Here is a 25,464-nt window from a genome sequence, read left to right on the forward strand (position 1 = left end):
GCCCGGCCCGGTGGCGCAAACCCACGGCTTAGTTTCAGAAGACGGGCCGGTACCACCCGGCGCGAGCGGGCCATACACCTGTTGCCCGGAAGACCAGAAGACCGGGCTTCATCCACAGACCGGCCGCGGATGTCCGGGGACGGAAGTCAACTGGGACGAGAGTCAGTGCCACACCTGGTACGGCGTCTATTGGGGCCATGGAAACGCCGCCCCCGGGATTTGGGAGGGTGGTCCGCCTCCGCCGGAGGCGTTGCAGAAGCCGTGGTGCGGTTTTCCTTTCATGTGTTCAGGAACCCCGTGACCTGACGCAGACAGTCGTTCGGGTCCTCAATGCGCGGGAGACGAGCACTTGCGCGCTCGAGCGCACCGGTTCGGCCAGCTGCCGATGATTTTCGGGCGGTCCAGGAGTCAGACTGTCAAACGGGCAAATCGAGAGCGAAGGTGGTGCCATGTCGCCCCAAATCACGGCCCTGCCGCCGGTGGTAGATCACCAAACCTGGCGGGCAGCGCTCGACGAATTACGCAAGCGCGAGAAGGCCGCCACCCGCGAACTGGATGCGATCGCCGCCCAGCGGCGGCGGTTACCGATGGTCGAAGTGGCTGATTACACCCTGGTCGGTGCCGACGGTCCAATCCGCCTGGCCGACGTTTTCGGCGGCCGATCGCAGCTGATCGTCTATCACCACATGTGGTCCGACGGCGCGGAGTGGCAGTGCGGCGGTTGCACAAGCTTTACCTCGCAATTCACCCGACTGGAGTTCCTCGACAATTACGATGCCCGGTTCGTCATCGTCACCAACGGACCGATCGAGGAAGCGCTCGCCTACAAGGACAAAGTCGGCAATCGGATGGACTGGTATTCGTCATCGCAGAGCACGTTTGGCGCCGACATGGACGCGCCGCCGGGCGGTGGTTTCGGTGTCAACGTGTTCCTGCGCGCCGGCCAGACGGTGTACCGCACATGGCATACGAACGGGCGGGGCACCGAGCAACTCAGTCACTCGTTCGGGTTGATCGACACTTTGCCGTGGGGTCGTCAAGAAGAGTGGCTCGATTCGCCAGAAGGCTGGCCCTCGCGGCCAACATACTCGGGGTGGCTCGACTCCCCCGCTATTGCCGCGGCTTACGGACCCACCGGCAATGAGGACAACCCATGAGCGCCAACCCCGAACGCTACGTCATCACCCGCACCATCGCCGCCGCCCCCGCCGAGATTTTCGCCGTCCTCGCCGACCCGTCCCGCCACAGGAACACCGAGCCCACCGATTGGGTCCGCGACGCGGTGGACACCGTACCGATCACCGCCGCGGGACAGATGTTCGCGATGAACATGTACCTGACCCGAGCGGGCGGCGATTACATCACGCACAACCTGGTCAATGTGTTCGAGCCGGACCGCGCCATCGGCTGGATGCCTGGGGTGCTCGATGACACGGGCAACCACTCTGCGGGCGGCTGGTTCTGGCGTTACGACCTCGCCCCGAAAGGTGATCGGACCGACGTCACCCTCACGTACGACTGGAGCGGCACGCCGCAGGCGTTTCGTGATCGCGTCGGCGAGATGCCCATCTTCGGCGAGGACCACCTCGTCGCGTCGCTGACCGAGCTGGAGCGCTCGATCGCGAGCTGAACACGTCATTCGGCGTCGGCACCGCTGAGGCGTTGGAGCGCGCGAAGGAAGACATTGCGTTCGTCGGCCGTCAATTGGGACAGCCAACGTTCCTCGCCGCGTTGAATCTCGACCTGCACCAGGTTCTTGACTTTGCGTCCGGCCGGCGTGATCTCGAGTAGTCGGACCCGGCGGTCTTCGGGGTCGGGACGACGCTCGATGAATCCCCGGTGTTGAAGCTCGTCGAGTGTGCCGATGATTCTTGTCTTATCGGCGCCAATGGCTTCGGCGAGAGCGGCTTGCGTCCGCATCGGCGATTTGTCCAACGCGTTGAGGACGACGTATCCCCACATGCTCACGTCGTGAGCGGCAAGGATCGGCAGTTCGGCCGTCACGAGGTCTCTGAGCAGCGGATGCAACATCGCCGCAAGGTCGTCGCGCCGGGGCTTCGGTGGCATCTCGTCATGGTAAGCGTTGCAATAACATAAACGTGTACATATGATAAGCGTATGCATACGACTTTCTCCGACGTGCGGCCCTTCCATCGGATCGCCGTGCTGAACTCCATCGCCCTCGTCAACTCCGTCCAGGTTGCCGATCTCCACGCACCCACCCCTTGCGTGGGCTGGAACCTGGCCGAACTGCTCGCTCACATGACCGCCCAGCATCGTGGCTTCGCCGCCGCTGCAAGGGGATTCGGAGCGCGATCCGACGTGTGGCGAGCCGACGCTGTGGCGGGTGCGATCACTGTCGACCCCGGCGGCACGTACGCGGAGGCGGCCCGCGACGTCCTGGCCGCCTTCGGCGACGACGGGATACTCGAGGCGTCGTTTGCGCTTCCCGAATTCGCGCCGAACGCGACGTTCCCCGGAGCCCTCGCCATCGGTTTCCACTTCGTCGACTACGTGGTACATGGCTGGGACGTCGCCGAAGCGCTGGGCGTGGCCTACAGCCTCCCCGATGACGTGGTTGACGCCGCGTTGCCCCTGGCCCTTGCCGTACCCGAGGGCAACTACCGCGAGACAACCGACGCACCGTTTGCGCATGCCGTTGATGCGCCCAGCTCGACGAATCTCGACCGCATTCTGCACCATCTCGGCCGCACCCCCGAATGGCTTCAGGCGCGGTCGCGGCTTGCGAACTAGGGTGAACTCCTCAGGCCTGTGGATGTAGAACTCGCTCACCACCGCGCCACGGCTATCGTTGTCCAGCGGCGAAGCCGACCTAATCTACTGGCGAGCAATGCAATAGGCATTTCGTGGTTCCGTAGGGCGGTGCCGGGGTACAGACTGGTGCAATGGATGAAAGTGTCCAGGAATCGACGTGTGGGGGGCAGACGTGACGGCGCCCGAAACGCGCCGGACGTTGAACGGCCTCTCGGACATCCGCGCGTTCTTTCACACGAACAAGGTGCCGCTCTACTTCATCTCGCCCACCCCGTTCAACCTGCTCGGCGTTGACCGCTGGATACGAAACTTCTTCTACCTGACCTACTTTGACTCTTTCGAGGGCACCCACTCGCGGGTGTTCGTGCCGCGGCGGCGCGACCGTCGTGACTTCGAGTCGATGGACGAGGTGTGCAGCCACCTGCTGTCCGATCCCGAAACGGTCGAGTTCATCGCCGGTAAAGGACCGGGCGGCAAGTGCTGCTTTGTGATGCTCAACGAGGAAATCCAGGCTCTGGCGCGGTCGGCGGGCCTCGAGGTGATGCATCCGCCGATCGAGGTGCGTCAGCGCTTGGGCTCCAAGATCGTCATGACGCGCCTGGCCAACGAGGCGGGTATACCGAGCGTGCCACACACGATCGGACGGGCCGGCTCCTACGACGAGCTTCTGCAGCTCGCGCAGAGCGCCGGATTAGGCGATGACCTGGTCATCTCGGTGGCCTACGGCAACGCCGGCAGCGGGACCTTCTTTGTGCACGGTCAGTGCGACTGGGATCAGCACGCCGGTGACCTGACCTCGCAGCAGGAAATCAAGGTCATGAAGCGCATACGCAACGTCGAAGTGTGCCTCGAGGGCGCGGTGACCCGCCACGGTACGGTCGTCGGTCCCGCGATGACGAGCCTCGTCGGTTATTCGGAACTGACCCCGAGCCGGGGTAGCTGGTGTGGAAACGACATCTGGCGCGAGGTGTTGCCGCCCGCCCAGACTCACGCCGCCCGAGAGATGGTGGCAAAGCTGGGTGACGTGATGCGCCGCGAGGGTTACCGCGGGTACTTCGAGGTGGACCTTCTGCACGACCTCGACTCCGACCAGCTCTACCTCGGCGAGGTGAACCCGCGCCTGAGCGGGGCCAGCCCGATGACGAACTTGACCACCGAGGCGTACGCGGACATGCCGTTGTTCCTCTTTCATCTGCTCGAGTACATGGACGTGGACTACGAGCTCGATATCGATGAGATCAACTCGCGCTGGGAGCGGGGTTACGGCGAAGACGAGGTCTGGGGTCAGGTGATCATCACGGAGACTTCGCCGGATATCGAGCTGTTCACCGCGACGCCACGCACGGGCGTGTGGCGCATCGACGACGACGGTCGGGTCTCCTTTTCGCGGACCGCCAACGACTGGGCCACGCTGCTCGACGGCTCTGAGGCCTTCTACATGCGGGTCGCGGCGCCCGGCGACTTGCGTTCGCAGGGCGCCCAACTCGGCGTGCTCGTCACTCGCTCACACCTGCAGACGGACGACTACCGGCTCAGCGAGCGCTGCCAGCGCTGGGTCAAGGGTATGAAGGCGAAGTTCGTCTCGACTCCCCTGACACCGGCCGCGCCGATCGTTTCCCGGCTCGTCGCACGAGCGTGAAAGGCGCCCCGGCCGGTCTCGCCTTGGACAACTGGCTCTCGGCGCCCTACGCGCATTGGTCCTTCCAGCACGTCGAGGACTTCGTGCCCACCGAGGTGATCACGCGCGGGACCGGACCGGTCGCGGCGTTGCCGGCAGCCACTTCTCCCGTGTCCGCCATCCCCGTGACGGGCACCGGTGGCGCGGCCACCACGGTGGGGGCGGTGATGGCCGGCACCGCCACCGACGGATGGGCCGTCGCCCACCGCGGTGAGATGGTGGCCGAGGAGTATTTCGGTGGCATGGGACCGCAGACCCGGCACCTGCTGTTCTCGGTGAGCAAGTCGCTGGTGGGAGCGGTGGTCGGCGCGCTGCACGGGGCCGGCGCGATCGCACTCGATGCGCCGGTGACGGATTACGTTCCCGCACTGGCGAAGTGCGGCTATGCGGGCGCGACGGTGCGTCATCTGCTGGACATGAGGTCGGGCGTCGCCTTTTCGGAGAGCTACGACGACCCGGCCGCGGAGATACATCTGCTCGACCAGGCGATGGGCTGGGCACCCAAGCGCAGTGCGGATGCTCCCGCCGCGCTGCAAGAGTTCCTGTTGACTCTGCGCCAGAAGTCCGCTCATGGCGGCCCGTTCGAATACCGTTCGTGTGAAACCGATGTACTGGGCTGGATCTGCGAAGTCGCCGGCGGCCGGCGAATGCCCCAGCTGATGTCGGAATTGCTGTGGAGCCGCATCGGGGCCCAACGAGACGCGATGATCGGTGTAGATGCTTGCGGCACAGGGTTTTTCGATGGTGGTATCAGCGCGTGTCTCACCGACATGATCCGGTTCGGTTCGCTGTTCCTGCGCGACGGTGTCTCGATGACCGGCCAACAAGTCGTGCCGACGACGTGGATCGCGGACACTCTGGACGGCGGTCCCGACTCGCGTCAGGCGTTCGCCGCCAGCCCCGACGACAACGAAATGCCCGGCGGGATGTACCGCAACCAGATGTGGATTCCCTATCCCGGCAAGGACGTCGTGCTGTGCCAGGGCATGTGCGGTCAGATGATCTACGTCAATCGCCGCGCGGAGCTGGTCGCCGCCAAGTTGTCCACCCACATCGCCTCTCATGAGCCGCACATGTTCGACACGTTGCTCGCATTCGATGCGGTGGCACGCGACTTGGCGTGAATCACGGGCCAGTGCGCCGGCGCATGCGGAGAATTGGGCGAGCCGCTTTTGAACATTGGGCTATTCTGCTGTCTGTCTTGCTTTGCAGCGGCACAGTTTTGACGGGTCTCTCGCGCCGCAGGGATTGGAAGGGAATCAGATGCCTTCACCTCGCAGGCTGGCGACAATCGCCGCCCCGGTCATCGTTGCCGCGGCAGTTGTGGGCAGCCCAGGCAATGCGGCCGCGACCCCCCAAGACGACGCGTACCTCGCGCAGTTGCGCGCCGTCGGCCTCACGTGGCCGCCGAAGACGGAAGAGGCTTTGATCGCGGAGGCGCACGACGTCTGCTACGACCTCACTTGGGGCTGGACGCCGCAACAGATCGCCGACGACCTGCACGCCCGCTTGGACACGAAGGGCGTGTCGTTGCTCGACGTCGGAAGCCTGGTCAACGCCGCCCACTCGGTTTATTGCCCCGGCAATGTGTGCGACGCCCCCAGCCTGTGCACCTGAGAAGCCAGGGCAGGACCTATCGGTGGGCAACGCCAGAACTGGCTGTAGCGTGTCGGCCGTGAAGTCCTTCCGGATGTACTCCTCCGTCGCGCTTGCGGCTTCTGTCGCAGCAACCGCCATGACGCTCGCTGCCGCGGGACCGGCCACCGCGGCCGGCTCCTGCCCTACCGCGGCACCGCAGAACGGCGGAACGCCCGACTGGACGCTGAGCGGCACCACCGGCAGCGTTGCGGTCACCGGGTCCACGGATACGACCGCTCCGCTGGTGAACGTCACCGCACCGTTCAGCGTGAGCCAAACCCAGGTGCACACACTGCATGCCGGAGATGGGCCGGTGGTCTCCAGCACCGCGCGGGTCTCCGTCTGCTACATGGGCGTCAACGGACGGGACGGGTCCGTCTTCGACAGCAGCTATCAGCGCGGCGCACCGGTCGACTTCCCGCTCACCGGAGTCGTTCCGGGCTTCCAGAAGGCCATCGCGGGGCAAAAAGTCGGGTCCACGGTCGCCGTCGCGATGGTCCCCGCCGATGGCTACCCCGAAGGTCAGCCCAGCGCCGGGATCCAGCCCGGCGACTCGCTTGTCTTTGCCATCAAGATCCTCAACGCCGCGGGATAACGCCGCCGTCAAACCCGTTGTGCCGTAGCTCATTCGCTCAACGGCGCGAACATGAGCGCGGGATCTATCCCGAGTTGTCGCGCGACGTGAGTGGTGTCCCAATACTGCGCCAGTGCGTGATCGCGCCGTCGCGAAGCTCGAACAGCGCGGTGACGTGGAATGTGACCGCGACGCCGTTCATGGCGTTCACGTCCATGCTCTGGCCGTAGGCGGCATGTATGAAATCGACGACAATGTTCTCGTTGTCGTTTTTGGGCGCAACACTTTTCGCCATCTCACGTCCTTGGTGGTTGCGGTTCGCTAGGTTTCGAACTGTAGATGACCGCCACCGGTTTGGGCACCGATACACGAAGCGCTTAACGAGAGCTCAGGGGCGGCGCAGCGTGATGATGGTGACGTCGTCGTCGGTATGGCCCGATGCCATCGCCGTCCAGATCTGGGTCGCCGCCGAATCATGCGCGCGGCCGAGGATTTCGGCCAGAAGATCGAGCCCGTCGTCGATCGATTCGCCCCGGCGTTCCACGAGGCCGTCGGAGAACAGGACCAAGCCGTGTCCGGGTTCGATGGTGAAAGCGCTGGGGGCGTAGCTGACACCTTTGACGCCGATGGGCGGCGAGAGCTTGATCGGTGCCGGGACCGCCGGCGCGCGGGAGTTCGTCAGGTAAGGCATCAGGTGACCGGCGGACGCCGCCTCCACCCGACCCGAGCCGAGGTCGACCCGCGCGGCAATGACGGTGGCGAAGGCTCCGCGCAGCATGTGCACGCAGAAGTCGTTGAGCTGTTGTAGCGCCTCGGCCGGTGTGGCGCCGGCGAACAACTGGGCGCGTAGGGCGTTGCGCAGCGCCGCCATGGTGCCGGCCGCGGCGATGCCATGCCCTGCCACGTCGCCGATCAACACGATCAGCCGGCCGTCGCGCAGCTCGAACGCGTCGTACCAGTCGCCCCCGACGTTGTCCCCTGAGGCGGGCTCGTAATGGGCGGACAGTTCCCAATTTTCGAGTGCCGGGATGGACTCGGGCAGCAGGCTGCGCTGCAGCGTCTCGGCCACGCGCAGCGCTCCCCGCGTGCGGCGGTACAGCGACTCGACCAGGTGGCGCCGCAATGACACCGCGGATTCGGTCTCGCTCTGCGACCACGGCTCGCTGCGCTGGTGGACGATCTCGCGCCAGCGGTCGAACGATTTGCGCGGGCTGAGCCGAAGTTGGTCATCCTCGCTGCCCGCGATCGCCTTGTTGTATGGGTCGCCGCCCCAATCGACCGAGCGCAGCACTTCCCGCCGGAACCAGATGGCGTATTGCCCGTCAGGCAGGTTGAGCACCAGCGCCCCGGCGGCCACCTGGGGATCGAGATCGAGTTCAGGCAGCGCGCCCGACAGGCACTCGCTGCTCGCGATGTCGTCGTCCACGTCACGCGCCCAGGCGGCGACGGCCGCCACGATGTCCGGTGGTGGAACCGAGCCACGCATCCGCAGATCGCCCCCGATGTCGATGACCACGCCGTCGGCGGGCACGAGGTCGAGCAGGTCGGGCGCGCCGAGCAGCGCCTCCGACAGCGGTTCGCCATCGTCCAGCGTGGCGGCGAGGAGCTTGGCGACGACGGCCTGCGCGGCCAGCCGCTTGTGTAGTTGTTCGTCCTCGAATCGGTCGACGAGTCGCAGCGACAGGGTCGAGCCGAGGAACTCGGCCGCCACCCGCGTGCCGAACGGCGGCAGGTGCGGACCTGCGTAATGGTGACAGGCGATCAGCCCCCACAGCCGCCCCTGCCGCAGCAACGAGATCGACATCGATGCGTGCACACCCATGTTCTGCAGATACTCGATGTGAATAGGCGAAACGCTGCGCAACGTGGCATACGTCAGGTCCAGCGGCGCGTTGGTCACCGGGTCGACGCTCGGCACCAGCGGTGCCGGGGTGTATCCGACGTCGGAAATCAGCCGAATCCAGTTCTTCTCGTACAGTGCGCGCGCCTGCGCCGGAATATCGGTCGACGGGTAGTGCAGGCCGAGGAAGGAGTTGAGGTCGTCGCGTTTGGACTCGGCCACGACCTCGCCGTTGTACTCCTCGTCATAGCGGTAGACCATCACCCGGTCGAAGCCGGTCAGGTCGCGTACGGCGCGCGCGGCGGTGGCGTACAGCTCGGTCAGCGTGGCGGCCCGATTCAACTCCTCCACCGCACTGCGGACCGCCTGATACGTGTTAGGGAACGAGAACGGCCGCTCCCCGTAAGCGATCTCGAGTTCCACCAACAGCACGCCGCCCGGCTCACGGTGCAGGATCGCGTCGAAGGCCCGCGACTCCCCGGCGACCTCGATCGTCAACTCGTGCGGGTTGTGCTGGCGCAGACTGCCGAAGGTCGCCGCGGCCTGCTCGACGCGGGCCGCTTGCTCGGAACCGATCAGTGCCGACAGGTGCCGGCCCAGCACGGTCTCGACGGGACGGCCGAGCAGGTCGACGACGTTGGCGCTGACCTGACGCACCTCGAAGGCCGGCTCGTGCACCACCGCGAGCACACCGCGCGGCTGGATGCTGCCGGGGATGTGGATCGGCTCACGCGCACAGTTGTCCAGGTCGATCGGGGTGCCGACCGGCACGAGACCCTCGATCGGCTGATTCGCGGGCACCGATGGCCGGACGAGCCGCTCGTCGCTGATCACGCGAGCGGCTTGATCGGATTTGCGAGGGGTGGCAGCCAGACCTCCACGCTATCAATGTGTGTCGCGATTGTGGCGCGCGCTGATTCGCATCCGCCGCTGTAACCGCCGCCGCCGCGATCACCAATGTAATCTGAGCAGGTCATGCGCTCGATCGCCGTCCCAACAAGCCGCCGCCTTTCGGTCGCGATGAAGGAGGGCTCGGCGGCCGAACACGACGCCGCCGAGCAGAGCCCGTTCATGTCCGAACTACTCGCCGGCCGGATCGCCGCGGCGGGATATTCCGACTACTTGCTGCGATTGCGCGTGGTGTACGCGGCCCTGGAGGAAGCCGTGCGGGCCCGCCGCGAGGATTCCATGGTGGCCGCCGTGTACGACCCGGCCTTGGAGCGCCTGACGGCTCTCGATGCCGACCTCGAACACTGGCTGCCCCAAGGTGCCGAACGGGAAGTCGACTCGCCCGCTGCGGTGGCCTACGCCGAGCGGCTCGGTGCTCTCACGTGGGGCGGTGCGCTGGTCGCACACCACTACACGCGCTATCTCGGGGACCTCTCCGGAGGCCGGGGTATCGGCAAAATCCTGGACCGGACGTTCGGGCTGCGCGGCGCCGGCCTGGCGTTCTACGAATTTCCGGTGCGGCCCAAACCGTACAAGGACGCTTACCGGGCTCGCCTCGACGCACTCAGCACCGACGCCGCCGAAATCGATCGCATCGTCGCCGAGGTGAAGTTCGCCTTCGGCCTGAACCAGGCGCTCTTCGATGAATTGGCCGGCGTCATCGTGGACCATCAGCGCTGACGCACGTCGATGCGCGAGCCCAGCGGACGCATCAAACCTGATTGAACCCGCCGTCGGCGGTCACGGTTGATCCAGTGCTGAAGCTGGACAGATCGCTGGCCAAAAACACTGCGGCATTGGCGATCTCGGTCGGATCGGCGAAGCGGCCCAGCGGAATCGTGGCGATGCGCCCGGCGCGGAATTCTTCGACCGACGCCTCGGGATCGGTCTGCGCGGCCAGCGCGTCGCTTCCGGGGGTGGCGGTGGACCCGGCCACGATGACGTTGACCCGGATGCTGCGGTCGGCGAGTTCGTTGGCCCAGGCACGCGCCAGTGACCGCACGGCCGCCTTCGTGGCGGCGTAGATACTCAGTCCGGCGCGGCCGCGATCGGCGGTGGTAGAGCCGGTCAGGATGACGGAGGCGCCGTCGTTGAGCAGTGGCAGCGCCTTCTGGACGGTGTAGACGACTCCCTTGACGTTGGTGGTCAACAGCGCGTCGAGGTCGTCGTCGGTGATCTCCCCCAGCCGCGCCACCCTCGTCGAACCGGCGTTGGCCATCACGATGTCGAGGCCCTGACCGGCGGCCGCAACCTCGGCGTACAGCCGATCGAGATCTTCCGGCGATCCGACATCACCGGTTACTGCGGTGGCGCGCGGCCCCAATTGCTTTGCCGCATCATTGAGTTCGGGCTCGCGTCGGCCCGTGATGAAAACCCGATCGGCGCCTTCGGCGAGAAACCGCCGAGCGGTGGCCAGGCCGATGCCCGAGTTGGCACCGGTGATGACCGCGGTCTTGTGGTCGAGCAATCCCATTCAGTTCTCCTGAGCTCGGCGCGACGGGCGGCGTTCGGTCATCCGAAGCCTGCTTACTTTACTTACCCGCCAGGCTATTTGGCCGGCTTCGCGCGCCCGCGCCCCTCCATCTTGTGATGTCACCGCTTGACTGCGAACGGGCAGCCTCAGCGGGCGACTCCTCACTCGAACTAGAGTCTGCACCATGATCGCCGCTTCGATCTCGTGGTCAGCGCGCGGCCAGTTGCCGGCCGCCGGGGAATCCGCAGGCTAGGGCCGGTACAGACGCGTGGCGGCTCTGGCATTGGCACTTGCCGGATTGGCGCTTCTCGACTCGCTGAACGTGCTCAACCTGGGAGTGGTCTCGGCCGTCATCTTCGACAGCCGACTGGGTCGTCGGTCACCAATTCCCGGCGCCCTGAGTTACATCGCGGGCGTGTTCGCGGTGACGACCGCGTTCGGCATGTGCACCGTGCTGGGCATCGGCTTCATCACCGAGATGCTTGACTTTCACCTGACACCGGCGATTCGCTTCCGTGGCGAACTGCTGCTGGGGATCGTGTTGATCGGATTGGCCTATTTCCCGCTGACCGCCCAATCCTCGGCACCGGGGTGGGCGCTGGCCGCAATGCGGCAACGCCCGTGGCTGCTGGGATTTTTGGGGTTGGCGGTGGGTAGCGGCCAAGCACCGACCGCGGTGCCCTACCTCACCGGGTTGGCAATGATCGCCGCGCTGCACCCGAGACCGCCGCTCTGGCCACTGGTCGTCATCGCCTATTGGGCGATCGCCCTATCGCCGCCGCTGCTGATCCTCATCCTGTCGATGAGAAAAACCATGCGAGCCAAGCGTATTCAGCGCGCGATCGTGCGCGGCCTCACCCGCTATGGCCCGATGTCGGTGCGGCTGTTGTTCCTGGTGTTCGGAACCGGGCTCATCGCCGATGCGCTGGTCAATCACAGTGCGCTCTGGTGACGCACGGCGACTTCTGATGTCTCACAGAGCGATTCTTCTTCCGCCGTAAACCCGATCAAGCTCCACTTCGGGATGACAGGCGAGTTCCTCTGAGGCGAGTCATAGCGCTCCAACACCTCTTCTGGTCCTGCACGCTGTCAAGTAGTGCGATGATGCACCGAGGCCAAGAGCGCGTGGGAGGTGGATGTGTCGTGGCGGTCGATGTTGGAGGTGCAGTCTCGACGGCTTCGGTCGTTGTCGCCGCAGCGGTGGCCGTGCTCGGCGTGGTCGGTTACCAGAACCGTAGGGCGAAGCTGTCGGCCATCCGTTCTGCGTTCACTCACGTCATCGGTCTTCTCGCTGCCCAGGATGCAGAGCGCCGACTTGCCGGTGCCATTTTCCTACGCCGGTTCCTGGACCCGTCGAGCGAATTCGGTATCCGGGACGGCCTGTTCCGGCGCCGCGCACCGTACGCCAGGGAGGCCCAGAACGTCATGGCGGCGGTCCTTCGCGGTGTCCCACGAGGCAATCTGCAGAAGCTCCTAGCCGATGGGCTGGCCCACGCCAAAACGCTCGATGAGGAGGACTTACAGCGGACGAACCTGCAAGATGCATACCTGGGAGAGGGCGGCCCTCTTAAGCCAAAGGGACACGGCGGCTCACTCAAGGGGGCAGACTTTTACCGTGCTGATCTCAGCGAAGCATCGCTGAGGGGCGTTAAGGCCCAAGGCGCCAAGTTTTATCAGGCGCGGCTTCAGGGAACCGTGCTTCGGGACGCGGAGCTTCAAGGCGCGACCTTTTTCGAAGCGGACCTTTTTGGCGCGAATTTCAAGGGTGCTTTACTGCACGGTGCATCTTTTGCCGGTGCCCGCAACATCCCCGAAGAGCTGATGCCTTACCTCGCAAACGAAGAAACGAAATTCGACTCGAAGGACCCGGCACCAGCGCCTGCAAAACCCGCAGCCAAGCGTCCGCATGTTTTTCTTAGCGCGCCATCGGAGCGAAACCCGGCGCAAGTTTCGGTGTGCGAGCGCCTCGCCGAGCTATTCGCCCGCGAGGGTCTGCTCCTCGAGGCCCTGCCACGTCACGACTACCCACCGTCGTCAGCCCTAGCCGAGATCGCCCGCCGTTTGGACGGGTGCGCCGGCATGGTGGTGCTTGGACTGCGGCACAGTGGCGCCGATCCTGCTGGGGCATCAGCGGGCACCACCCCATGGACACACGTTGAAGCGGGAATGGCCTACGGCAAGGGATTGCCGCTCCTGCTGCTACGCGAACCTGGTGTTAGCACAGGTGTATTCGACCATGCGGTCGACGGCCATCACACTCATGTCGTCGATCTTGAGGATCGCTGGAGCGAGGAGAGCATGCGGAGCGCATTGCGGCCGTGGATCTTTGAGGTTTGAAAATCCCTGGATCCCGACCGTCCCAACGACGCAGGTCTTCTTGAGGCTGACTAAGTTTGGCGAAGCTGCAATCTCCTAGCGCTCGATGACGAGTCACCACGGCATAGGTGAGATGTGATCCAAAGTTGCGATCATGGTCGACGGCAACGCCGGCAACTCGACGTACTTGCCGACGAAGATCGTCTGGGCGCAGATGTGCCGCCTCAGGCTTGCGGTCCCTCCGGCGGCCAGTGTGTCCCGGGCGAAGCGTCGCCGGGGCTCTCGAAATCGCCGCGGGACAGCGGCACCCACCGCTCGCTGGGTGCGGGCTGTTCTGACGAGGGGAAGTCGCGCAGGCTGCCGCTGGGCTTGGCGTCCCACTTGGCGAACGTCAACGGGGTCTGCAGCCACGCATGCAGCAGGTGGTAGGCCGCCTCCAGCGAATCGATGTGGGTCCGTTCCCAACCATGGCTGCCGTCGACGCCGAAGCCCACCAGCGCGGCCCGGGTATTGGCCCCGGCCTCGATAGCCGCCGCGGCGTCGGACCGGTAGTAGCGAAAAACGTCGCGGGCGAACGGAATTCCCCGCTCATGTGCGAGCCGGCAGAGTTTTCGGGTCAGGTGATAGTCGAACGGGCCGTGCATGTCGGCCATCGGGATCGTCACGCCGTCCTCAAGCGAGTGCTGGCCGGGCGCGCACACCGCGTTGTCCACCGAGACGAGCTCGGCGACATCCGCGGGCAGGCCGTGGCTGGCTCCGTGACCGACCTCCTCGGTGATGGTGACCATGATCGTGGTGCGGTGCGGCAGCACCACTTTGTTCTCGGAGAAATTCTTGGCCAAGGCGAGCGCGATCGCGACGCCCGCCTTCCCGTCGAGGTGGCGAGAGACGATGAAGCCGTCGGCGGTGAGCTCGGGGCTGGTGATCAGCGCCACGAAGTCACCGATTTGCAGGCCGAGCCGAACCAGATCTTCGCGCGTGGACACCTTGCGGTCGATACGGACCTCGACGTGCTCCCAGTTCGTGGGTTGCGTGTCGATCTCGTCGCCGAACGCATGCCCACTCGCCTTGAGCGGCAGGACCGTGCCGGTGATGAACTCGTCGGGGTCGTCGATGAAGATGCGCACCCGGGCGCCGGCGGCGAAGCGCGCCGAAAAGGTGCCGACCGGGACCAATTCGAGGCGGCCGTTGTCCTTGAGCTCGCTGACCATGCAGCCGATGGTGTCGGAGTGCACCACGAGTGCCCGGTCGATCGTCGCCGACTCGCCCGGCAGTTCGGCGGTCAGTGCGCCGCGCCGGGTCAGCGTGAACGGCACCCCGAAGTCATCGAAGATGTCGCCGATCACCTGCATCACCGCGTCCGTGCGGCCCGCTGGACTCGGGGTCTGCAGTAGCGCGAGCAGCGTGTCGATCATCCACGCGCGGTCGGCCTCGGCCATGGCCACGGACTGGCCCACGTCATCTCCTCTCGAGTCGTCGGGACGCGTTCAACCTACCGTGTGGCCGGCCCCGAATGCCCGTCGCGGGCTGCCGTCACCCACCCGTAGTGACGCATCCGACATGTGCATCGCCTTAGGAGGCGGCTTCCAGCTCGGAGATCAGATCCGCGAGGGTGAGGATTCGCTGGGCGTCGCGCACGTGCAGGCTCTCGATCATGCGGCCATCCACCGTGATCACGCTCGTTCCGGCGGCCTGCGCCTGCTCGTAGGCCGACACGATCTTGCGGGCGTCGTCCACCTCCGCAGCGGACGGACCGAAGAGCTCGTTGGCGGGGCCGATCTGCGACGGGTGGATCAGGGTCTTGCCGTCGAATCCCATCGCGCGCCCCTGCCGGGCCTCGGCCCGGAATGCGGCCTCGTCGGTGATGTCGTTGAACACCCCGTCCAGGATCACCTTTCCGGCCGCCCTGGCTCCCAATATGGCGAGGCCGAGGGCGGGCACGGCGGGTGCGCGCCCGGGGACGTGCAGGCCGTGCAGCTCGTTGACCAGGTCGTTGGTGCCCACGACCAATCCGGCCAGGCGATCGCTGGCCGACGCGACTTCCTCGGCCCGCAGAAAGGCCCGGGGTGTTTCGATCATCACCCACAGCTGCAACGACTTCCGCGCCCCCAGGGCATCGAGCGCATCGGCCAGCGCTTGAACCTGTTGACCTGTCTCGACTTTCGGCACCAGCACGCCGTCGGCCGTCGACGCGGCCACGGCGGCCAGGTCGTCGTCATGCCAATCGGTGTCCAAGGCGTTGATACGCACGAGGACCTCGCGGGGCCGGTAGCTCTCCGACGAGATCGCCTCGCACACCGTTGTCCGCGACTCGGCTTTCGCGTCTGGTCCCACCGCGTCCTCAAGGTCGAAGATCAGCACGTCCGCCGGCAGCGATCTGCCCTTCTCCAGCGCGCGGGGCTTGTTGCCGGGCAGGTACAGGGCGGATCGACGCGGGCGCAGGGTAGGTGTCATTGGTGCGCGTGGCATAGCCAGAAAGTACCCTTCGGTACCGGTGGTGTAGTTGCCGGTGGTGAGCGGCGTCGAGGGCGAATTGGTCGACGCGGCGGGTGAATTGCGGAAGGGGAAGCGGATGTCATCATTTGGCTCGGCGCGCAGCGAGGGCGACAGCTGGGACCTGGCCTCCAGCGTGGGGGCGACCGCGACGATGGTGGCGGCCTCCCGGGCGCTGGCGTCCCGAGAGCCGGACGCCCTGCTTGACGACCGGTTCGCCGAGCCGTTGGTGCGGGCGGTCGGGCATCCGTTCTTCACCCGCATGCTGGATGGCCAGATCCCGCTCGACACCGACGACATGCCGATGACGCTGCAGCAGCGACGCGAGCAGATTACGGTGCGGACCAGATTCTTCGATGACTTCTTCGGCGCCTCCACCGCCGCCGGAATCCGGCAGGCCGTCATTTTGGCCGCCGGGCTGGACGCGCGGGCCTATCGGTTGCCATGGCCTTCCGGCACCGTGGTGTTCGAGGTCGACCAGCCCGAGGTCATCGCCTTCAAGTCCGACACACTTGCCCAGATCGGTGCCGAACCGACCGCCGAGCGCCGGACCGTCGCTGTCGATCTTCGCGATGACTGGCCAACGGCGCTGCGCGACAGCGGCTTTGACGCCAACACCCCTACCGCCTGGATCGCCGAGGGCTTGCTGCCCTATTTGCCGCCCGAAGCCCAGGACCGCTTGCTGGACAACATCACCGCGCTCAGTGCCCCGGGCAGCCGGCTGGCCACCGAGAACATCACCGACATGAGCGTCTTCACCGACGAACGAGCACGGGCGATGCGCAGCGCCTGGCGGCAGCACGGACTGGACATCGACGTCGCCGAGCTCGTCTGGCTCGGGGAGCGCCGCCCGGCCGCTGAGCACCTGGCCGCCACCGGCTGGAACGTCACGCGCCGACCGACCGAACAGGTGTACGCCGACTACGGATTCGTGTTGCCCGACAACGAAATCCTGAAGCAATTCCGTCACGCGATCAGTTACCTCAGCGCCGAATCAGCCTGAGGCCGCGGGTCGTCGAGCGCTTTCGCTACGACTTGGCTTCGCGCCACTCGCGCTCGAACGGCAGCCGCCACGCGTTGGGTGCGATCAATTGGTGAATGGCGTTCGGACCCCAGGTACCCGGCTGATACAGCTTGGCCGGCGGCGGATCGGTGAGCAGATCTTCCGAACGCTCCCACAATGATTCGATGCCTTCCGCGGTGTTGAACAGCGTGTGGTCGCCCCGCATCGCATCGAGAATCAAACGCTCGTAGGCCTCCAGCACATCCGCGACCGTGTCGATCTCCTGCGACGAAAACTGCATGGACAGCTTGTCCAGTTTCATGCCCGGCCCGGGCCGCTTGCCATAGAAGGACAGCGAAACCTTCGAGTTGTCGGCAAGGTCGAACGTGAGGTGATCGGGGCCCTGAGTGCCCACGCCGGATCCAGGCGGGAACATCGTTCGCGGGGCCTCCTTGAACGCGATCGAAACGACGCGAATGCCCTCTGCCATCTTCTTGCCGGTGCGCAAGTAGATGGGCACTCCGGCCCATCGCCAGTTGTCGATCCCCACCTTGAGCGCGATGAACGTCTCGGTGTCGGAATCCTTTGCCACGCCGTCCTCGTCGCGGTAACCGCTGTACTGACCGCGCACCACGTTGGAGGGCTTGACCGGCAGCATCGACCGAAAGACCTTGTTCTTCTCCTCGCTGATGGCGAACGGTTCGAGCGCCGTCGGCGGCTCCATCACGGTGAACGCCATCACCTGGAACAGGTGGGTCACCACCATGTCCTTATAGGCGCCGGTCTCTTCGTAAAAGTTCGCCCGCTGATCCAAACCCAGGGCCTCGGGAATGTCGATTTGAATGTGGTCGATGAAGTTGCGGTTCCAGATCGGCTCGAACAGGCCGTTGGCGAAGCGGAACGCCAGAATGTTCTGCGCGGCTTCCTTGCCCAAGAAGTGGTCGATACGGAAGATCTGGGATTCTTCGAATGTCTCGTGGACGAAGTCGTTCAGCGCCACCGCGCTGGCCAGGTCGGTGCCGAAGGGCTTCTCCATCACCACCCGGGAGCGCTCGACGAGCTTCGCGTCGCGCAGCATGGTGATCACGTCGCGCGCCGCTTTGGGGGGGACCGACAAGTAGTGCAGCCGCCGCACATCGTGGCCCAGATTGTCTTCGGCTTCGGCGACCGCCTCGGCGAGGGCTTCCGGTCCCGCGCCCTGCGGCACGTAACAGATGATCTTTGCGAAGCTGGCCCACTGCTCAGACGTGAGCTTGTGCGTGCCGAACTCGTCAATCGCGTTCTTGGCGAGCTCGCGGAATTCGTCGCTGCTGATGTCTTCCAGCGACGTCGCGATGATTTGGATGTCGGGCGCCAACTCGGATTGATTCAGGTAGGCCAGCCCGGGAATCAGCTTTCGCTTCGCCAGATCGCCCGTCGCACCGAAAAGGACGATGACGTGCGGGTCGAGCCGATCGGGCTGGTGACGACGTTTGCGGGCGTCGGCAGCGGGATAAGCGATGGTCTGAGGTTTCTCGGTAGCCACTCTTGCGATGATTCCACCGCGGCGGCGCTGTGTCTCGTATGTTCTGACTGCTCCCGTATCTGGTTAGCGAACGCGTGATCGGGTATGGAATAGCGGGGGCGCCCGTCGCCGGAGCCCATCCCCCACCCAGGCCAATGGAAAGCGACATGACCAAACCCGACAAAGACCCGCTGAGCCGCGCTCAGGAGCTGGAAAACATCGTCGATGAGCTCGAGGAGAAGGTTACCGAGGAAAGCGAAGCCGAAGGTGTTCCCGGCAACCGCAGCGACCGGGAACAAGCGGCTACCCACGGGACCACCAGCGAGCCGCCGGACTAGCGGGTCGCAGGCCCGGCTCCCGTGCACATCGTCATTCGCTCGGTAGGTCGACGGCGTGGGCCTTCAGCGTCGCCAGCATCTCGGCCTTCGGCCATTCGTCGGCCCGGTAGCGGACCGGGTTGATTCCCGCGACGGGAAGAATGCCCACAGCATCGACCACGGTCGGGAACGGCACGGTGAACTTGTCGGACACATTCGACGGGTCACCGACCAAAAACGTCACGTAATCGGTTTGCGGCAGCTCCCACGGAATGCCCTGGCCCCACACCGCCGTGGTGCGCCGGCCCCACGCCGTCTCGATGATCTGCGCGTCGCCGACGTACTGCGGGAACAACTCGCGCTCATAGTGCTCCCGCAAGAACTCGGTCTGGTGGTTGTATTCCTTTGCGGCCAAGAGGGTTCGAGCTCTCAACGCCAGATCGCGCAACGGGTGCGGGCCGGCCTGGTCGAATGGCGCGATGACGCTGCCCTCGATCGTGTAGCCCTGCGGCGAGATGGGCTGCTCGGCGTCGAGGTACATCTGCTCGGCGACCTCGAAGAGGTCCGCGGCATTGTCGGGCGCGTCGGTGCCCAGTATCAACACGCCGTCGCCCGGGAAAAAGACCAGTGGACGGGGGCCGTCCGCCACCGCGAGTGAGGCGAGCCAACCGGTCGCCAGGATCATCGAATCGACATAGGTGCCGCCGTCGGCGTCTTTCAACAGGAACTTCTCGCCCGGCTGCAAGGCCTGCCGATGCGCGGAAAGGTTCTCCCTGGCCGCCGCGAAGGCCTGATCGCCGCTGATGCCCCACGCGTCCGTCTCCGCCGGGGTCACCATGGCCCGCACCGTAGGCAGGTCGACCACGACCATCTCGTTGATGAACGGGAACACAGGACGGACCCAGGGCAGCGCCCCGGCGTTGACCAAATGGTTGACGTAGCTTTGCGGACGCAGTACCGGCCGCAGCAAGGGACCGGCCTCGGCCCAATCCATGGGCGGGGTCGGCGGTTGGTCGGTTGCCATGTTCAGCTGCTTCCTGATCTCGAACAGCGAACACGCACGTTACACGCTGCGTCGGCCGATACAAGTCACCGTTTCCGCTGCGGGAGTTGGCCATGCGTCGGGGCGCCTGCCCTGACCCAGGTGGCAAGCGCGTCGCGCAGCGGCGGGTCGGTGTCGGCGCCGACCCAGGCGACGTGGCCGTCCGGCCGGATCAACACGGCGGGCGGCTCGCTGACCGCGCCAAGCACCGGAAGCACGCATGGGGCAATGCTTTTCGCGGATACCACCCGGACCCGGTCGGCCCAGGTCTCGATGTCGATGCCGTCGGTGTTCCCGAAATCCAGCAGCAGCGGGCGGGCGTCTCTCAGCAGCTCGAATACGCGCAGCGGCCCGTCGGCGGTGACCAGGTCCAGGTCGGGCATCCTGCGGCCCAGCAGTGGGTGTCCCCCACCCGGGTCGCAAGCGATATCCAGGCCGGACATCATCGCGGCGAAGCATGCGCGCGGTTCGTCCATGCCGAGAAGGTCGGACACGGTGTCGCGCAGTGCCTTGGTGCGTTCGTCGGGGCGAAGAAGCGTCATCTGCGCCAACGCATTGCGCAGCACGCGCTGGGCAACCGGGTGCCGTTCGGCGTGGTAGCTGTCCAGGAGGCTCTCGGGCGACGTTCCGCTGACCCCGAAACATCTACTTCGCCACCCCGATCCGCTTGAATTCTGCTCGAGGACAGCGATTTGCATCATCACCGGGGTCTTGCGGCAAGCCCCCATATGCGCGATAGGTTGAAAGTGGCGGGGAAAACAATCACCAACGGTCGCGCACCGCGTCGATTGCGCGGCGGATCCGCTGCTCGCTGACCGGACGCGGCGTGCCCAGTTGCTGGGCCCACAGGCTCACCCGGAGTTCCTCGATCTGCCGGGCGATATCGCGAACATCTGCGGCAGCCTTCGCCGGCTGCGGCAACTCCCGCACCAGTTCGTCGTAGGCGACCTGCACGGCGTGCACCCGTTGCATGCGCTCCCGATCGGCCCCGAGGGCGTGGGGCAGCCCCTCGAGGCGGCGACGGATCCCAAGTAGGTAGCGGTGGAGGTCGGCGAGGTGCGCGGGCCCCGTGGCGGTGACGAAACCGGCCGGCAACAGCCGATCCAGCTGCGCACAAATGTCGGCGACCGCGTCGATCTGGGCGGGCGAAGGATTCGCGGGCATCGACAGTTGCACCTCCTGAGCGGCGGCGAGCACCTTTTCGACGCGGCCCACGATGTCGAGGGTGGTGGGCAGCAGGGACTTTCCGGCCCGCTGCTGCAGCGCGACGAACTCCGCGCGCGTCCACACCGGCGCCGAGACGATAGCGTCGGTCGCCGCGTCGGCGCAGTCGTCCAACAGCGCGGACAGGTCACCATCCGGATTGCCGCCGAGAGCCAGCCGGGTACGTGGATCAAGCTGCCGCGCAATGGCTTTCACCGGTGAGGCGACGCTGAGCCGCATCAGCCGCCGGATGCCGGGTCCCATCGCCTCGTCCTGCTCGGCCGGCGTGGCGAACACGCGAAGGTCGACGGCGCCGCCCACGTCGACGAATGCGGGATAGCCCCGCACGGTGCGTCCGTCAATCGAGCGTTCGACGACGCGGGGAAGTTCGTCGACGTCGTCGGGCCAGCCGCGCACGCCCGCCCGCTCCAGCTCGCCCGCGACCGCGTGCGCGACGGCTCGGCGGGTCGGGGCGGTGAGCCGTTCCTGCAGCGCCCGCAGATCCTTGCCGCGGGCCACCTCGGTGCCGTCCCCGGCCTCGATCGCGAACGTCACCCGCAGGTGCGGCGGCAGCTTGTCCAGTTCGAAGGCGTCGGTCGGCACCAGAATTCCACTGCGACGGCGCAATTCGCGTTGCAGTGCCGGCAGCACCGGCTCACCGGTCGGGTCGATTGCCGCCAGCACCGCACGGGCAGTGTCGGGTGCGGGAACGAAGTTGCGGCGCAAGTCTTTCGGCAGTGACCGGATGAGCGCGGTGACCAGCTCCTCGCGCAGCGCCGGCACCTGCCAGGCGAACTCGTCGCCGCCCAACCGCGCCAGCACGTCGATCGGCACATGGACCGTGACCCCGTCGTCGGCGGCACCGGGCTCAAACCGGTAGGTCAGGGGCAGCCCGACATCGCCCGTTCGCCACGTGTTCGGTCGATCCCTGCCTGCGGTGTCGTCGGTACGCAGCAAGTCGGCACGGGTGAAGGTCAGCAGGTTTGGTGTCTTGTGTCGCTGCTCTTTCCACCACGCGTCGAAGTGCCGGGTGGAAACGACATCGGCGGGAATGCGGGCGTCATAGAGCGCGCAGACCTCGTCGTCGCCGATCAGCAGGTCGCGGCGGCGGGCTCGCTCCTCCAACTCCTCGAGTTCGGCCCGCAGCCTCGCGTTGTCGCGAAAGAAATGGTGGCGGGTCTGCCAGTCGCCCTCGACGAGCGCGTGCCTGATGAACAGGTCGCGCGCCACCGCCGGTTCGACCCTGGCGTATCCCACCCGGCGACGCGCAACCAGCGGCAGCCCGTACAGCGTCACCCGCTCGTAGGCCAGCACCTCGCCGCGTTTGGCGTCCCAGTGCGGTTCGCTGTAGGTGCGCTGCACCAACTCGCCGGCGACGCGCTCGACGACCTCGGGCTGGATGCGGGCGGCGGTTCGCCCGTACAGCCGGCTGGTCTCGACCAGCTCCGCCACAACTACCCAGCGGGGCGGCCGTTTGGTGAGCGCCGAGGCGGGAGCCAGCACGAAATGCGAGTTGCGCGCGCCGAGATACTCGCGGGTGTCTTCGCGGCGCATGCCGACATGCGACAAGAGCCCGGCGAGTACCGCCGCGTGCACCCGAGCGGGATCCGCCGGCTCCTTCGACGCGGCGTCTTCGACGATGCCCAAGTCACGCGCGACGCTGCGCAGCTGCCCCACCAGATCCTGCCATTCGCGGATCCGCAGATAGTGCAGGAATTCAGAACGGCACATCCTGCGAAAGGCATTGCCGGACAGCGACTTGCGCTGCTCGCGCAGATAACGCCACAGATTGAGGTAGGACATGAAATCGGAGTGCTCGTCGGCGAACCGGGCGTGCTTTGCGCGCGCCGCCTCCTCGCGGTCGCTGGGCCGTTCCCTCGGGTCCGGAATCGTCAGCGCCGCGGCCAACACCAGCATCTCGCGCACGCACCCTTCGGCCTGGGCCTGCAGAATCATCCGGCCCAGCCTCGGGTCGACGGGCAGCCGCGCCAGGCGACGGCCCAGGTCGGTGATGGCGCCATGCTGGTCGAACGCGCCGAGTTCGACCAGCAGCTGGACGCCGTCGCGGACGTTGCGGCGGTCCGGCGGGTCGAGGAAGGGGAACTCCTCGATGTCACCCAGCTGCAGGGCCGCCATCTGCAACAGGACGGCGGCCAGGTTCGTCCGCAGGATCTCGGGCTCGGTGTAGCGCGGCCGCGCCGCGAAATCCTGTTCGGAGTAGAGCCGGATGCACACGCCGGGCGCGACGCGGCCGCACCGGCCGGCGCGCTGCGCGGCCGACGCCTGCGAGATGGGCTCGATCGGCAGCCGCTGCACCTTCAGGCGCCGGCTGTAGCGGGATATGCGGGCGTTGCCAGGGTCGATGACGTAGCGGATCCCGGGCACCGTCAGCGACGTTTCGGCGACGTTGGTCGCCAGCACGACGCGCCGCCCGGCATGAGGCGCGAACACCTTCTGCTGCTCCGCGGTGGGTAGCCGCGCGTACAACGGGAGCACCTCGGTGTGCTCGACTCCGCCCAAAGCCTCTGCGGTATCGCGGATTTCGCGTTCCCCCGACAGGAAGACGAGGACGTCGCCCGGCGGCTCGGCCTCGAGTTCGGCGATGGCGTCGACGATCGCCTCGACCTCGTCGCGGGTCTCGGTCCGCACGATCTCGTGGTCCGGGTCGTCGGGGTCGTCATCGGCGGCCGAAGGCACGACAACCTCCAGCGGCCGGTAGCGCACCTCGACCGGATACGTCCGCCCGGACACCTCGATGATCGGAGCGTTGCAGAAGTGCGCCGCGAAGCGCTGCGGCTCGATCGTCGCCGAGGTGATGATCACCTTCAAATCGGGGCGTCGAGGCAGCAACTCCCGCAGGTAGCCGAGCAGGAAGTCGATGTTGAGACTGCGCTCGTGGGCCTCGTCGAGGATCAGCGTGTCGTAGCGCAGCAGGCGGCGGTCGCGCTGGATCTCGGCGAGCAGGATGCCGTCGGTCATCAGCTTGATCAGCGTGCGGTCGCTGACCTGATCGGTGAACCGCACGGCATAGCCGACTATGTCGCCCAGCGGGGCGCCCAGCTCGTCGGCGATGCGCTGGGCCACCGTGCGGGCGGCCAGCCGCCGGGGCTGGGTATGCCCGATGGTTCCGCGGATCCCACGGCCGGCCTCGAGACAGATCTTGGGCAGCTGGGTGGTCTTTCCGGAACCGGTTTCCCCGGCGATCACCACCACCTGATGCGCCCGTATCGCCTCGGCGATTTCCTGCCGCCGTTCGCTGACCGGCAAGTCGGGGTAGCTGATGGTCGGTACGGCGGCTTGGCGGGTGGCGACCACGGCCTGCGCCGCGGCGATCTGGTCGGCCAGCAGCCGCAGTTTCTCGGGTGAGGCGCCGCGCAGGTTCTTCAGGCGCCGGCCGAATCGGGCGGCATCGCGCAGCGTCACTCCGTCGAGCTGTGTGCGCAACTGCGCCGCAGACGGTTCGGCCACTCCGCACAGAATAGGCATCCACTCGGCCGTATACCGCAACGCGTCCACCCATGGGCCGGGTTGATGGCCGCCGAATACGGGTATCAGGTGGCGAGTGCATCGAATTGGATGCCGGCTTGCGGGGGAAGTGATCGGCGATGGTCGGTTGGCTGGACAGGCTGCAGCGACGGAATCGAGTCGTCGGCGTGATAGTCGGTGTCGTCTACAAATACAACGACGACCAGGGCGGTTACCTCGCCGCCCTGATCACCTACTACGGGCTGGTGTCGCTGTTTCCGCTGTTGCTGCTGTTGACCACCGGTTTGGGGGTGGTGCTGGCCGGCCGGCCGGATCTGCAGGCACAGGTGCTGCGCAGCACCCTGAGTCAGTTCCCGGTAATCGGCGACCAGCTGCACCACCCCCAGGGCCTCAGCGGCGGAGTGGTGGGCGTGGCCGTGGGCCTACTCGGCGCGCTCTACGGCGGTCTGGGCGTCGGACAGGCGGTGCAGAACGCGATGGACACGGTGTGGGCGGTGCCGAAGCACAAGCGCCCCAACCCTATTCGATCCCGGTTGCGCAGCTTGCTGTTGCTGCTGGTGCTGGGCTCGGCCGCGATCGCGGCGACCGTGTTGGGTGCGGCGGGCCACGCCACCACAGCGCTGGGAGTCTTCAGCAAGATCGGCCTGGTATTGGCCGCGGTGGCGATCAACGCAGTGATCTGCCTCGTTGCCTTCCGCGTGACGACCGCGCGCGCCCTGACGTACCGGCAAGTGCTGCCGGGAGCGGTTGCCGCAGCGCTCATTTGGCAGATGCTGCAGTGGTTCGGGGCCGGCTATGTGGCGCACACCGTGAAAAGGGCCAGCGCCACCAACAGTGTGTTCGCACTGGTGTTGGGGGCGTTGGCGTTCCTGTTCCTCGCGTCGGTGGCGCTGGTGATGTGCGCCGAGGTCAATGTCGTCTTGGTGGAGCGGCTCTACCCGCGCGCGCTGCTCGGGGCGTTCAGCGACGACGCGGATCTGACGACGGCGGATCGGCGGACCTACACCAAAAAGGTCAAAGCCGAGCGCGTCAAAGCCTTCGAGCGGGTCAGCGTGCGGTTCGACGATATCAGGCGGATGCCCGCGAAAACCGTTGAGCGACTTGAGGCATTCCACGACTCTCACCGACCCCGCACACCCTGAGAATGGGTTTTTCACCGGCTTACCAGTAGGG

22 protein-coding genes and 1 pseudogene are annotated in these 25,464 nt (G+C 66.2%); 13 read left to right on the plus strand and 10 right to left on the minus strand.

The features are described 5' to 3' along the window. The first annotated feature begins 449 nt into the window (after positions 1-449). Complete coding sequence (locus AC5Y7E_RS17315) at positions 450-1,157, plus strand: DUF899 domain-containing protein (protein ID WP_499949976.1); 708 nt, start codon at positions 450-452, stop codon at positions 1,155-1,157. Beyond that, positions 1,154-1,630, plus strand: coding sequence for an SRPBCC family protein (locus AC5Y7E_RS17320; RefSeq protein ID WP_499949978.1), 477 nt, complete (start codon positions 1,154-1,156; stop codon positions 1,628-1,630). Before AC5Y7E_RS17315 ends, AC5Y7E_RS17320 begins: the two co-directional genes overlap by 4 nt. 5 nt (positions 1,631-1,635) lie before the next feature. Here the strand turns inward: AC5Y7E_RS17320 and AC5Y7E_RS17325 are convergent, their stop codons facing one another. Further along, positions 1,636-2,067, minus strand: a complete 432-nt coding sequence (locus AC5Y7E_RS17325; protein ID WP_499916308.1) for a MarR family winged helix-turn-helix transcriptional regulator — start codon at positions 2,065-2,067, stop codon at positions 1,636-1,638. 51 nt (positions 2,068-2,118) lie between these two features. On the opposite strand from AC5Y7E_RS17325, the gene AC5Y7E_RS17330 reads away from it, so the two are divergent. The 5 genes from AC5Y7E_RS17330 to AC5Y7E_RS17350 all read left to right on the plus strand — a co-directional run bounded on the left by AC5Y7E_RS17330 (position 2,119) and on the right by AC5Y7E_RS17350 (position 6,686). Further along, positions 2,119-2,754, plus strand: a complete 636-nt coding sequence (locus AC5Y7E_RS17330; protein WP_499949979.1) for a TIGR03086 family metal-binding protein — start codon at positions 2,119-2,121, stop codon at positions 2,752-2,754. Between the two features lie 178 nt (positions 2,755-2,932). Next, on the plus strand, positions 2,933-4,414 hold the full coding sequence (locus AC5Y7E_RS17335) for a biotin carboxylase (RefSeq protein ID WP_499949980.1): 1,482 nt from the start codon (positions 2,933-2,935) through the stop codon (positions 4,412-4,414). Further along, a complete protein-coding gene (locus AC5Y7E_RS17340; protein WP_499949981.1) occupies positions 4,411-5,577 on the plus strand; it encodes a serine hydrolase domain-containing protein in 1,167 nt (388 codons plus the stop codon). The genes AC5Y7E_RS17335 and AC5Y7E_RS17340 overlap by 4 nt, the downstream gene beginning before the upstream one ends. A 139-nt stretch (positions 5,578-5,716) precedes the next feature. After that, a complete protein-coding gene (locus AC5Y7E_RS17345; protein WP_499916315.1) occupies positions 5,717-6,070 on the plus strand; it encodes a DUF732 domain-containing protein in 354 nt (117 codons plus the stop codon). Between the two features lie 73 nt (positions 6,071-6,143). After that, positions 6,144-6,686 carry an FKBP-type peptidyl-prolyl cis-trans isomerase gene (locus AC5Y7E_RS17350; RefSeq protein WP_499950084.1) on the plus strand — a complete coding sequence of 181 codons (543 nt, stop codon included), beginning with the start codon at positions 6,144-6,146 and terminating at the stop codon, positions 6,684-6,686. A gap of 64 nt (positions 6,687-6,750) precedes the next feature. Here AC5Y7E_RS17350 and AC5Y7E_RS17355 read toward each other — a convergent pair whose 3' ends face one another. Continuing rightward, entirely contained in the window at positions 6,751-6,960 is a 210-nt protein-coding gene (locus AC5Y7E_RS17355) for a hypothetical protein (protein ID WP_499949983.1), read from the minus strand. A 93-nt stretch (positions 6,961-7,053) separates the two neighbouring features. Beyond that, positions 7,054-9,339: a SpoIIE family protein phosphatase gene (locus AC5Y7E_RS17360; RefSeq protein WP_499949985.1), complete on the minus strand. Its 2,286-nt coding sequence runs from the start codon at positions 9,337-9,339 to the stop codon at positions 7,054-7,056. 141 nt (positions 9,340-9,480) lie between these two features. Between AC5Y7E_RS17360 and AC5Y7E_RS17365 the strand changes: the two genes are divergently transcribed. Then, complete coding sequence (locus AC5Y7E_RS17365; RefSeq protein WP_499949986.1) at positions 9,481-10,134, plus strand: biliverdin-producing heme oxygenase; 654 nt, start codon at positions 9,481-9,483, stop codon at positions 10,132-10,134. Between the two features lie 31 nt (positions 10,135-10,165). Here the strand turns inward: AC5Y7E_RS17365 and AC5Y7E_RS17370 are convergent, their stop codons facing one another. Further along, positions 10,166-10,927 carry an SDR family NAD(P)-dependent oxidoreductase gene (locus tag AC5Y7E_RS17370; protein WP_499949988.1) on the minus strand — a complete coding sequence of 254 codons (762 nt, stop codon included), beginning with the start codon at positions 10,925-10,927 and terminating at the stop codon, positions 10,166-10,168. Between the two features lie 268 nt (positions 10,928-11,195). On the opposite strand from AC5Y7E_RS17370, the gene AC5Y7E_RS17375 reads away from it, so the two are divergent. Continuing rightward, positions 11,196-11,879, plus strand: a complete 684-nt coding sequence (locus AC5Y7E_RS17375; protein ID WP_499916325.1) for a GAP family protein — start codon at positions 11,196-11,198, stop codon at positions 11,877-11,879. 191 nt (positions 11,880-12,070) lie between these two features. Then, a complete protein-coding gene (locus tag AC5Y7E_RS17380) occupies positions 12,071-13,264 on the plus strand; it encodes a pentapeptide repeat-containing protein (RefSeq protein WP_499949989.1) in 1,194 nt (397 codons plus the stop codon). Positions 13,265-13,467: 203 nt separating this feature from the next. Here the strand turns inward: AC5Y7E_RS17380 and AC5Y7E_RS17385 are convergent, their stop codons facing one another. Next, complete coding sequence (locus AC5Y7E_RS17385) at positions 13,468-14,700, minus strand: osmoprotectant NAGGN system M42 family peptidase (protein ID WP_499916329.1); 1,233 nt, start codon at positions 14,698-14,700, stop codon at positions 13,468-13,470. 115 nt (positions 14,701-14,815) lie between these two features. After that, positions 14,816-15,697, minus strand: a complete 882-nt coding sequence (locus AC5Y7E_RS17390) for an HpcH/HpaI aldolase/citrate lyase family protein (protein ID WP_499950086.1) — start codon at positions 15,695-15,697, stop codon at positions 14,816-14,818. Between the two features lie 118 nt (positions 15,698-15,815). Here AC5Y7E_RS17390 and AC5Y7E_RS17395 point away from each other — a divergent pair, with 118 nt between their 5' ends. Beyond that, on the plus strand, positions 15,816-16,739 hold the full coding sequence (locus AC5Y7E_RS17395; protein WP_499949990.1) for a class I SAM-dependent methyltransferase: 924 nt from the start codon (positions 15,816-15,818) through the stop codon (positions 16,737-16,739). Between the two features lie 25 nt (positions 16,740-16,764). Here AC5Y7E_RS17395 and zwf read toward each other — a convergent pair whose 3' ends face one another. Beyond that, a complete protein-coding gene (gene zwf, locus AC5Y7E_RS17400) occupies positions 16,765-18,264 on the minus strand; it encodes a glucose-6-phosphate dehydrogenase (RefSeq protein WP_499916331.1) in 1,500 nt (499 codons plus the stop codon). Positions 18,265-18,398: 134 nt separating this feature from the next. Between zwf and AC5Y7E_RS17405 the strand changes: the two genes are divergently transcribed. After that, positions 18,399-18,581 carry a hypothetical protein gene (locus AC5Y7E_RS17405; protein WP_499916333.1) on the plus strand — a complete coding sequence of 61 codons (183 nt, stop codon included), beginning with the start codon at positions 18,399-18,401 and terminating at the stop codon, positions 18,579-18,581. Between the two features lie 31 nt (positions 18,582-18,612). Here AC5Y7E_RS17405 and AC5Y7E_RS17410 read toward each other — a convergent pair whose 3' ends face one another. From AC5Y7E_RS17410 to hrpA, 3 genes and pseudogenes are all read right to left on the minus strand, one after another. Beyond that, a complete protein-coding gene (locus AC5Y7E_RS17410) occupies positions 18,613-19,590 on the minus strand; it encodes a DUF1444 domain-containing protein (protein WP_499950087.1) in 978 nt (325 codons plus the stop codon). 59 nt (positions 19,591-19,649) lie between these two features. Then, a pseudogene (locus AC5Y7E_RS17415) lies at positions 19,650-20,279 on the minus strand (aromatic-ring hydroxylase C-terminal domain-containing protein); the annotation flags it as partial. Positions 20,280-20,364: 85 nt separating this feature from the next. Beyond that, positions 20,365-24,273, minus strand: coding sequence for an ATP-dependent RNA helicase HrpA (hrpA, locus tag AC5Y7E_RS17420; protein WP_499949991.1), 3,909 nt, complete (start codon positions 24,271-24,273; stop codon positions 20,365-20,367). A gap of 137 nt (positions 24,274-24,410) precedes the next feature. Here hrpA and AC5Y7E_RS17425 point away from each other — a divergent pair, with 137 nt between their 5' ends. Further along, complete coding sequence (locus tag AC5Y7E_RS17425) at positions 24,411-25,433, plus strand: YihY/virulence factor BrkB family protein (RefSeq protein ID WP_499949993.1); 1,023 nt, start codon at positions 24,411-24,413, stop codon at positions 25,431-25,433. Positions 25,434-25,464: the final 31 nt, after the last annotated feature.

The sequence above is a fragment of the Mycobacterium sp. NGS17 genome (assembly GCF_059813205.1).